The 10,255-nt window shown below is 64.6% G+C and carries 10 protein-coding genes; 4 read left to right on the top strand and 6 right to left on the bottom strand.

What is annotated here, in order from left to right; all coding sequences use genetic code 11:
* The first annotated feature begins 374 nt into the window (after positions 1-374).
* Both asd and OUZ49_RS03825 read left to right on the top strand, forming a co-directional pair.
* Entirely contained in the window at positions 375-1,220 is an 846-nt protein-coding gene (asd, locus tag OUZ49_RS03830; RefSeq protein WP_266148611.1) for an archaetidylserine decarboxylase, read from the top strand.
* A gap of 147 nt (positions 1,221-1,367) precedes the next feature.
* Complete coding sequence (locus tag OUZ49_RS03825) at positions 1,368-1,802, top strand: hypothetical protein (RefSeq protein WP_266148610.1); 435 nt, start codon at positions 1,368-1,370, stop codon at positions 1,800-1,802.
* Between the two features lie 90 nt (positions 1,803-1,892).
* Here OUZ49_RS03825 and OUZ49_RS03820 read toward each other — a convergent pair whose 3' ends face one another.
* Positions 1,893-3,386, bottom strand: coding sequence for a transglycosylase SLT domain-containing protein (locus OUZ49_RS03820; protein WP_266148609.1), 1,494 nt, complete (start codon positions 3,384-3,386; stop codon positions 1,893-1,895).
* 273 nt (positions 3,387-3,659) lie between these two features.
* Here OUZ49_RS03820 and OUZ49_RS03815 point away from each other — a divergent pair, with 273 nt between their 5' ends.
* On the top strand, positions 3,660-4,919 hold the full coding sequence (locus tag OUZ49_RS03815; RefSeq protein ID WP_266148608.1) for a tetratricopeptide repeat protein: 1,260 nt from the start codon (positions 3,660-3,662) through the stop codon (positions 4,917-4,919).
* Positions 4,916-5,413, top strand: coding sequence for a transcription elongation factor GreB (gene greB, locus OUZ49_RS03810; RefSeq protein ID WP_266148607.1), 498 nt, complete (start codon positions 4,916-4,918; stop codon positions 5,411-5,413). The genes OUZ49_RS03815 and greB overlap by 4 nt, the downstream gene beginning before the upstream one ends.
* On the opposite strand, the gene OUZ49_RS03805 is transcribed toward greB, so the two are convergent.
* From OUZ49_RS03805 to OUZ49_RS03785, 5 genes are all read right to left on the bottom strand, one after another.
* A complete protein-coding gene (locus OUZ49_RS03805) occupies positions 5,407-5,928 on the bottom strand; it encodes a hypothetical protein (protein ID WP_266148606.1) in 522 nt (173 codons plus the stop codon). The two genes, greB and OUZ49_RS03805, sit on opposite strands and share 7 nt — an antisense overlap.
* 102 nt (positions 5,929-6,030) lie before the next feature.
* A complete protein-coding gene (gene phnD / locus OUZ49_RS03800; RefSeq protein WP_266148655.1) occupies positions 6,031-7,068 on the bottom strand; it encodes a phosphate/phosphite/phosphonate ABC transporter substrate-binding protein in 1,038 nt (345 codons plus the stop codon).
* Positions 7,069-7,160: 92 nt separating this feature from the next.
* The gene (locus OUZ49_RS03795; protein WP_266148605.1) at positions 7,161-7,964 is read right to left on the bottom strand and encodes a DUF3025 domain-containing protein; all 804 of its coding nucleotides are present in this window, start codon (positions 7,962-7,964) and stop codon (positions 7,161-7,163) included.
* 22 nt (positions 7,965-7,986) lie between these two features.
* Positions 7,987-9,342, bottom strand: coding sequence for a 30S ribosomal protein S12 methylthiotransferase RimO (gene rimO, locus OUZ49_RS03790; protein WP_380004686.1), 1,356 nt, complete (start codon positions 9,340-9,342; stop codon positions 7,987-7,989).
* Positions 9,343-9,523: 181 nt separating this feature from the next.
* Positions 9,524-10,201 (bottom strand): TetR/AcrR family transcriptional regulator, encoded by a 678-nt coding sequence (locus OUZ49_RS03785; RefSeq protein ID WP_266148604.1) that lies wholly within the window; start codon positions 10,199-10,201, stop codon positions 9,524-9,526.
* Between the last annotated feature and the right edge of the window lie 54 nt (positions 10,202-10,255).

The raw sequence follows: 10,255 nt of genomic DNA, 5'->3' as shown, positions 1-10,255 counted from the left end.
CTCGCATCCCACGTAATGCTATGAGCTCTTGAGGCCATTTTCTTTGGGTTACTTTTCTTTTGGGCCAGCAAAAGAAAAGTGACCCGGACCGCGGCAGCGGTTCGGAACGCCCGCTGCGTAAGCGGCACCCTTGCAGCCACGCTCAGTTGTCGCGCTACCGCGAGCACCCGCCCCTCATCCCAACCTTCTCCCCGGAGGGGAGAAGGAGCAGAGCTCGCCAGTTGCACCCGACATGGGCTTCCTTCGGTCATGATCAGCAGGCGGGCGACAACGCTCGGCAATCGCACCATCGCGAGCACCCGCCCCCCAGGGGGAGTAAGGCGCAGCCCCAAGCCCGGGGCGTAATAATCGCGCGCATCGTTCATACTTGCGGGATGACCTTTAACGTACTCCTGCAATACATCCTTCCCCATCGCGCCCTGTCGCGCGTGGTCTACTGGGCCACGCGCTGGACGTTCAAGCCGTGGAAGAACTTCCTGATCAGCACCGTTGTGCGCAATTACCAGGTCAATATGGCCGAGGCGGCGCAGCCGGATGCACTGGCCTACCAGCACTTCAATGCGTTCTTTACGCGCAAGCTGCGGCCCGATGCGCGTCGCGCCGACACCAGCCCGACCGCCCTGCTCTCGCCTGCCGACGGCAAGATCAGCCAGCTGGGCAAGATCGTCGACGGCCGTATCTTCCAGGCCAAGGGCCAGGAGTACACCGCCGCGGAGCTGCTGGGCGACGAGGCCAGCGCCGCGCCATATCGCAACGGTCGCTTCGCCACCATCTACCTGTCGCCGCGCGACTACCACCGCGTGCACATGCCGCTGGCGGGCACGCTGAAGGAAACCGTGCACGTGCCCGGCCGCATCTTCAGCGTGGCGCCGTTTGCGGTAGAAGCGATCCCGCGCCTGTTCGCGCGCAACGAGCGACTGGTGTGCCACTTCGAGGGCGAGCATGGCCCGTTCGTGGTGGTGATGGTCGGCGCCATCCTGGTGTCCAGCGTGGCCACCGTGTGGGACGGCCTGGTGATCCCGCCCTATGCCTCCTCGATCCGTCGCAAGTCCTTCAGCGGCCAGAACATTACGCTGGAGCGCTTCGCCGAAATGGCCCGCTTCAACATGGGCTCCACGGTGATCTTGCTGTTCCCGGAAGGCATGGCTGAACTCGACGGGCTCGCGCCGCAAGAGGCGGTGAAGGTAGGCCAGCGACTGGGTGTGAAGCTCCAGGGCTGAGCGATCGTCGCGTCAAAATATTGACGCGACGCTGACGCACCGCGTCGTTTTGTGACCTTTTTGGCGCAATGTCACAGGGAGCACGACTAAGATCTCGCCTCGACAGCGCCATGTGCGCGCCACCCGTGGTCAGACCGAGGACAGCCCGTGCGCATCGTGACCCGACTTATTGCGATGAACCGCGGCCGGCAGCTGGGCCGGCAATTTCGCGAGATTGAGCACAGCATCAACGAACTCCCCAAGCGCAGCCGCTCCCGTCTCGGCACGATGGCGCTGCGTGAAATCGGGCAGGCGGCGCGCAGCGACTTCCCGCACCTCTACGGGACGCCCCCGGAAGAACGCTACCTGCCCTGGGGCCAGGGCACCGATATCGGCTTTGCGCGTGCCCGCTCCGACAATCCGGAAGTGGCCATGCGCGGCATCGCCCTGTGGCTCGCTGCGGCCTATCACGAGACCAAGGACACGCCCTACCCCAACCTGCAGCCGCATCATCGCCAGCTGATGCGTGTGTTGCGTGAGTTGAAGGAAGACCATCGCGCAGACACCGTCGAGAAGTGGATGCAGGCGCCCGCCGCCGCCTGATCCGGAAGGACCCGTGGAACGAAAAACGCCGCCCTCCGGGGCGGCGTTTTTCTTGCTGCGAACAGCATCACCACGCTGGCCGAAACCTGCTCATCGACACGTCGGCAGCTTCAAGGTCTGCCCCGGCTTGAGCTGGTGATGCTTGAGGTCGTTGATGTCGGTCACTTCCTCGATCGAGGAGCAACCCAGCTTGTTCACGATGCTGGTCAGCGTATCGCCCCGCCTGACCACGTAGCCGCGCGTCCGGGTCGTGCTCGACGATCGCGTCACCGGCGGCGGCGGTGTCGGCGTGGACGGCACGACGGGGATTACGGCCGTATGCAGGTCATTGGCCAGGATCGGCCAGGGGCCATCGGTGCAGCGCGCCGCGAACGGCCTCTCCAAGACCCTGGGTATCACGACGCGCGTACCGGCAGGTTGCGCCACCTGCGGATCCAGGCGTGGGTTGAGGTTGCGCAAGGTGCGGAACCAGCCGTCGCTCATGCCGCCGGCCGAGCCCAGGCAAACCGTCATCTCGGTCAGCGACATCGACCGTTGCAGCGTGACGCTGCCAGGAACGCCGTCCACGTGCGGAAAGCGCAAGTTGTAGCTTTCCGGATGCAGGAACAGCCACGCCGCGGCGAGCACGGCTGGCACGTAGTCGCGCGTCTCCTGCGAAAGCTGGTTGTAGACGCGCGGGTCGTACAGGCTGACCGAGGTGTCGTCACCAACCAGCCGCTTCATGCGGCCTTCGCCGCCGTTGTACGCAGCAATCGTCAGCTCAAGATTGTTGTTGAACACCCCGAGCTGCTCATTGAGGTAGTCGGCATTGGCACGGGCTGCTTCGGCAGGATCGAAGCGAGTGTCGAAGCCGTCTTCCATGCCCAGCCCAAAGCGCATGCCGGTCGCATACATGAACTGCAACGGCCCCGCCGCGCCGGAGCGCGATACGGCGTGCACCTTGCCACCGGATTCCTTGGCCAGAATGCCGAACAGCAGCGCCTCCGGCAGATCCGCCCGCTCGTAGGGCGGCCACATCTGGTGGCGCAGGAACTGGTAGTTGACGTAGGCATCCATCAAGTTGGGACGCCATTGGGTCAGCCACATTTCCAGCGCTGCCTTCACCGGGCCGTTCATCGCGATCAACTGGGACAGCGGCTGTCCACGCAGCAAGGTGACGCTGCGTTGCGCCTCGGGCAGGCTGGCCGCGCCCGTCCTGCCGGCAACGGTTCCCTCCGGCGCTTCGTCATTCGCACCATCCATGTCGTCGCCGACGGAGAAATTGCCATCCTTCAAACGCAACAAGCGATCGAACGCCGAGAAGAAACGCTGCGGATCGCAGCCAGGCGTCTTGCCGCAATGCGCGGCGGCGGTCTTCAGCTGATCGAGCGATGCATCCAGCGTCTGCTGGGCGGCGGCCGCATTGCCCTGTCGCGCCTGCGCCAGCGCGGTTTCATAACCCTTGCTGGCCTGGTCGAGCTGCGCATAGAGCTGATTGGCTTGCGGCGTGGGGCCTTTGCCGGTTGAGGCACATGCACCAAGCAGCAAGACGGCGCCGGCCAGGGGAGCCAGACGTAGGGTAAAGGGGAAGGCACGGGGAAACATGGACGACTTCACTGTCGGATCGAAGGGCCGACATTACTGCGCACGGGGTCAATGACTCAACTCGCACACGCTGCTGCCGCGACCGTCGTGGCCGCGACGAAATCGTGAAGGCCGCCAAGCCGCGCTGTCCACTTGGCTACAATCACCGCGCAACCACCGGACGGAACGCCATGCATGACACCTTGATCGGCCGCCACGATGGCGCCAGCCCCTGTCTGGTGCCGGTCGCGCCGGGCCCTGTCTTCGCTGGCGAGTGTTGAGCGACTGCCATCCATGACCCACGTCGCCACCGTCTCGCCTGACACGCCTTTTCTCGAACGATTCATCGCGGGCTTCGGCTATCCACTGCGCGGCGCGGGCCTGGCCACCTGCACCGCCCTGGCCATCGCGCACTACGCGGTGATCCTGCCGGCGTTTGTCGGCTTATTTGCCACCTTTGCCTTGTGGACCGCCACCTGGCGCTATGCGGCCACCTGCATGCTGCACACCGCCAACGGCTATGCGGATCCGCCGAATATCGGTGTCGAGGAGAATCCCGCCGCGGGACGTGGTCTCACGGGCGTGCACCTGTTTGCCGTGGCGCTATGCGTGCTGAGCGGCATGTTCTATCCGCCTGCGGTATGGCCGCTGATGATCCTGTTCGCCATCACCTTGCCCGCCATCGACATGTCGCTGGCTTTCGACGGCAGCGTTGAATTGGCGCTGAGCCCGGTGACCTGGTGGGAGGTGATGCGCCGATTCGGCACGGCCTATCTGATACCGGTGGGGCTGAATCTGGCGACCGGCGCCTTGATCCTGGGCGCATCGGCCGCCACCAGCTTCCTGCCGCGACTGTTGTCGCTGCCGCTGTTTGCATTCGCCTATACCTATCTGATCATCCTCAACCTGCACCTGATGGGCGCAATGATCCACCAGCGCCACGAACGCTTCGGCCTGACACCGGAAGCGGAAGTATTGGCCGCGGAAAACGGCCAGGACGAGGACGCGCAATTGCTGCATGAGGTCCAGGCCATCGCATGCAGCGACCGTCGCACCGCGCTAGGCCTGCTCGCCGCGCGCCTGCAGCATCGCGGCGCACCACCGTCGCTGCATCAGGCCTACCGCGACCTGCTGCGCCAGGAAGGCCTGCATGATGCCTTGCTGGTGCACGGCCAGATCTGGATCGCCGCCCTGATGGCGAATGGCGAATCACGCCGCGCGCTGGGCCTCGTGCAGGAATGCACGGAGCTGGACAGTCACTTCGTGCCGGATGATCCCACCACCGCGGGACCACTGGCCGAGCTTGCCGCGCGCTCCGGCATGAGCCGACTCGCGGTGCGGCTGTGCCGCGGTTTTCTCGCGCAGTGGCCCCGCTCGCCCGAGGCCCCGCACTATGGCTTGCTGGCGGCGCGCCTGTTGGCCACGATGCCGGAGCGGCAGGCCGAAGCCGCCGTGTTGCTTGGTAAACTGGTGGCTGCCTGGCCCGATCATCCCTTGCGCGGCGAGTTTGACGCGCTGTCGCAACAACTGCACGAGCACACCAAATCCGCATGAGCCGCTGGCGTCCACCCTCGCCCACCTCGACCGCCATCATCACGCGCGAAGGCTTCGAAAGACTCAAGGCCGAGCTCGATCACCTCTGGCATACGCTGCGCCCGGAGGTGGTGAAGGCATTGGCCGCTGCCGCCGCCGAAGGCGACCGCTCGGAGAATGCGGAATACACCTACCGCAAGAAGCAACTCGGCGAGATCGATCGGCGCGTGCGCTACCTGAGCAAGCGCATTCCTTCGCTCAAGGTCGCCGAGGGCGCGCCGGCCGATCGCGAGGTGGTGTTCTTCGGCGCCAGCATCGAACTGGAAAACGTCTCTTCCGGCGACAGCCTGCGCTATCGCATCGTGGGCCCGGACGAAACCGACGCCAAACTCGGCTGGATCAGCATCGATTCGCCACTCGCGCGCGCCGCGCTGAAAAAGCGGCTCGACGACGAATTCGAAGCGGAACTGCCCGGCGGGCCGACCCGCTTCGTCATCGTCGCGGTGGACTACTGAGCCTGGCCATCGGCCGGGTGGTCAGCACCGCCCTGCATCAAGGCGGAGATTTCGGCCTGGTGCGCATCAATGAAGCGGATGTTGGCGGGATTGACCCAGACCTGGTTGAGGTTGTTCGCCAGCGCAGGATCATTGCGCGCCTGCACCGCGAGGATGGCGTTGGTCAGCGCGATGTTCGCAAGCATGAACTCGCGCGGCGTAAAACCGTTCTTCTTCACCAGCGCCGGAATGCGCTGGTCGCCCGCCATCGCCTGCGCGGCAAGATCGTCCAGGCTGTGCACCTTGCTTGGATCGGGTGCTGCCTGGGGTCGAATGCCTTCGGCGCGAGCCTCCTTGGTCGCGGCGACCAGGCGGCTGAAGATGTCCTCGTTCAACGTGTAGTTCTTGATTTGCTGCTTGTCGGCATCGGGCAGGCCCGAGGGCGCCATCTGGGCGTGCGCCACCGAGGCAAGGCCGAGTACGAGCGCCAGCAAACCCAGGCGACCCACGCGCAATACACGATAAAGAGCGGACATCGATATCTCCATCAGATTGAAATCGGCCTGCCGCACGCAAACGTACGACAGCCTCGTTACAGCGGGCGGACGACACCCGGGCACGGGCCAGCGAGTACGCTATCAGTGCTGCATCAACGCGCGCACCGCGCGCTGGTAGTCCGCATCGATCTGGCTCAAGCGCGCTTCCCGCGCCTGCTCGTTGACCCATTGCCCGTGCTGGGCCTGTTCCCGTATCAGTAGGAACTCCATATCGACAAAAGGTTGCAGCACCCGGTTGTCGGCTGGGGCGAAACCGATCAAATCCGGGATACGGCTGAGGTTGCCCCGTTCCCGCTCGCCAACGACGCCGGGAGAATGCCCGTAGCCGTGCAGGAACGACGTCAGCTCGTTGCGCAAGGCCGCGGGCATCGATTCCCGCACGACCAGCACTTCCGGAGGAAGCGGGGCCGATTGCCAGATGACCCTCAGCTGCGACGCCTCGCCGGGGAAATCCTGCCGGAACAAGTAGAGGTCGGGGCCATCATTGGCCACCACATCGACTTCGCCATTGACCAGGGCCAAGGCATTGTTCTGCTGGTTGCCCACGCGCACGCCGGCAAAGAAGGTGTCCGAGTTGAGGCCTCGCGTGGCGAATACCTCGGCCTCGGGCGCGATATAGCCCCCCACGGAAAGCATCTCGCTGCGCGCGTAACGCCAATGTCCCGGCTTGGCGAACATATCCTCCAGCTGGTGGATGGGACCATCCGCGCGCACCATCAGCATGGCGACATTGCCCTTGCCGTCATTGCCGCGCACGAACTGGGCGATCACGCTCATGTGCTGGTGTTCGACGGCCTCCGTGGCCAGGCGCCCCGACAGAATTGCGGCGTCCACGCGCTGGTCCTTGATGGCGCCGAACAGTCCGGCATAGCTGCTGACCGACACGATATGGACCGGGCGCCCGAGCTTCTTTTCGAGGTCCTTCAGCAGTGGCTGCCACTGGTCGCGCGATTCGGCCGCACTGCCGACCGGCAGGATGCCGAAACGGAAGGTGTCGGGCGCCTTGGTCGCGGCCGCCGGTTCGGCATGCAGCGGCAAGCCGAGCGCCAGCAGACCTACCAGAAAACCGCCCCGGCACGAGCTACGCCATCCTTTCCCCAAGCGCACCCGACAAGCCATGTCCATTGCCTGCTCCCGCGCGGTTCGCCGCTATTGGCGTTGTAGCGCGTTCGCCGCGCCACCGCAATTTTATAATTTCGCAAGTTTTTGCGCTAAAGAGAGCCTGGCTGCGGGTATTCGCGTCCTGCACGGCGTGGCTGGTAGCAGGCCGTACTCAGGTGAAAAGCCTCGTTGCCATTGTCCGGATGCCAGCCCGGAAGGCCTGACAGCGGCAAGGGTCGTAATTCCAACGGGTCGCGCAGCAACTGCCCCGCGGCGATCGCGTCGGCACAAACCGCAGCTGCGTCACCACCGTCGGCGCCCGCGAGGAAGACCAGGGCCTTGCCCACCAGCAGTTTATCCGGGGTCAGCGCATGCTCCAGCAGGGCGTGGCCAAAAACCTCGACTGCGGCGCGACCATCCAGCCATGCCGCACGTTCGCGCCAGAACAAGCCATGCCAGTCGTGGGCGTCCCACAGGTCGAGCAAGCGCGGATCACGCAAGACCACGATGACACCTGCCTCATCAAAATGCGTCATGGCGTATTGCGGCCGCGAACGCAGCTTGGTGCCCATGTCGGCGATCTCGGCGACCTGCTGGGCGTTAAGCGCCCGCTTCAGTGCCGTGTGGCGCAACCAGATGACGGCGTTGAACAGGTCATGCCAATTGGACTCACGCGTGGCGATCTCGCCGTGCGTGGCAATGCGTTGCTCGTAATGCTGGCCGTCATGCAGCAAGCTCGGCGTCTGCGCCACGAAGCGTTCGTGCATCACATCGGAACGGGCGGCATTGAGCACGGCGATGGACGGCCAGTGCTCACCGAGCAGCCATTCGGCGGGCGCCTGCCAGTCCGCCAATGGCAGGCGCATGAAGGCCGCGGGGTCGATGCTTCCGCGAGCAGGCGCGACGTATCGCATCACGCCCTCATCGCATCAAGGCTTAGCCGACCAGGCGCGCGTGCAGGTCGTGCTCGTCGGCGTCTTCCACCACCACGTCGACAAACTGACCCGGCTTGAGCGACTGGCCGCCGGCGATATGCACGACGCCATCGATCTCCGGCGCATCGGCGGCCGAGCGTGCGACCGCACCCGCGGCGCCGGCTTCATCCACCAGCACCTTGATGGTGCGGCCGATCTTGCGCTGCAGCTTGGCGGCGGAAATTTCCGCCTGCACGGCCATGAACTGCTCGAGCCGATCTTCCTTGAGCTCTTCGGAGACCGGATTCGGCAGCTCATTGGCCTTGGCGCCATCCACCGGCGAATAGGCAAACGCACCGACGCGGTCCAGTTCCGCTTCACGCAGGAAGTCGAGCAGCTCTTCGAACTCCGCATCCGTCTCGCCGGGGAAGCCGACGATGAAGGTGCTGCGAATAGTCAGATCCGGCACCAGCTTGCGCCAGTTGCGGATGCGCTCCAGCGTCTTGTCGATATTGCCGGGGCGCTTCATCAGCTTGAGGATGCGCGGGCTGGCGTGCTGGAACGGGATGTCGAGATACGGAAGGATCTTACCCTCCGCCATCAGCGGCATCACTTCGTCCACATGCGGATACGGGTAGACATAGTGCAGGCGTGACCACACGCCCAGCTCCGACAGGCCTTCGCACAACTCGGTCATGCGCGTGCGGTAGCTCTTGTCGCGCCACTGGCGCTCGGCGTACTTCACGTCCACGCCGTAGGCACTGGTGTCCTGCGAGATCACCAGCAGCTCTTTCACGCCGCCCTTCACCAGGCGCTCGGCTTCCAGCAGCACTTCATCCACCGGGCGCGACACCAGGTCGCCGCGCATCGACGGAATGATGCAGAAGCTGCAACGGTGATTGCAGCCCTCGGAAATCTTCAGATACGCATAGTGCTTCGGCGTGAGCTTGATGCCGGTGTCCGGGATGATGTCGAGCAGCGGATTGCGCTGCGGCGGCAAGGCCGAATGCACCGCCTGCATCACGCTCGCATAGTCCTGCGGGCCGGTGATGGCGAGTACGTCCGGATAGGCTTCGCGGATCAGCTCCGAGCGCTTGCCCAGGCAGCCGGTAACGATCACCTTGCCATTCTCATGCAGGGCTTCGCCAATCGCGTCGAGCGATTCCTGCACGGCCGCATCGATGAAGCCGCAGGTATTGACCACCACGGCATCCGCCGCGCCGTAGCTCGGCACGATTTCGTAACCCTCGACCTTCAACTGGGTGAGGATGCGCTCGGAATCGACCAGCGCCTTGGGACAACCCAGGCTGACGAAGCCCACCTTGGGCGCCTGGTCGGCCGCAGGTGCCGATGTTTGAATGCTTTTTTGAACGCCCACAAAGGCACCACTGGTCGAGAGACTGAAGGAAACAAACCGGAGATTGTACAGTCCCTCCCGCAAATAAGCGGAACGAGCCGCGCCGGTTCAGCCAGGTCTTGGAAGTCTCGCGAGATTCCGAGACTCGCAAGGACTCGATCCAGGCGCACCACGCCGACCACCCCACGCCGCTGGAGACGGGTCAAATCCCCTGCGCGCCCGCAAGGCCCGGCCCCACGCCTTGGGTCAACAGCGCCACCGCATGGCGTGCGATGACCTGCGCATCGATATGCGCCACCAGGGGATCCCCCTGCCATCGCCGTACCGCCACCATCGGCAGCGTGGTCAGGCCCAGCAGCGAGACGAACAGCAAGGCCGGCTCGATCTGCGGATTGAGCTTGCCCTCCCTCTGCCAGCGACGCACGGCATCGAACTTGGCTGCCTGCTGCTCGGCGCCGAAGCGCTTGCGCATGTGCTGCTTGAAGATGTCGTTGTCGCTGATCATCTCGCGGATCCACAGGGCGCCGAACCAGGGCAGCCGCACATGGGTGGCCACCAGCCGCTCCACGAACAAGGTGAGTGCGCGCATCGGATCGGCGGCATGTTCCTTGAAAATGGCCTCGATGTCCGTGCGCGCCGGCATGATGCGTTCGTCGATCAGCACGTCGAACAATTGCTCACGCGTCTTGAAGTAGTAGTGCGCCATCGCCGGCGTCATGCCCGCCTTGCGCGCAATCGCGCTCAGCGTGGTATCGGCCACGCCCTGCCGCGCAAACAATTCCAGCGCGATATCGAGCAGGCGCTCGCGCTGGTCCTTGCTGGCGGCCTGTTTGGCGGGTCGGCCGGGGCGGCGGGCCGACTGGATGGTTTCGCTAGGCACGAGGAACTCCGTCGATGAGGCCATGCTGGCAACGGCCACACGGGTTGACTGGCA

It is taken from the genome of Dyella halodurans, assembly GCF_026283925.1.
Lineage (GTDB): Bacteria > Pseudomonadota > Gammaproteobacteria > Xanthomonadales > Rhodanobacteraceae > Dyella > Dyella halodurans.
Note: the sequence above shows the minus strand (reverse complement) of the source record. Positions and strands in the feature narration are given on the sequence as shown.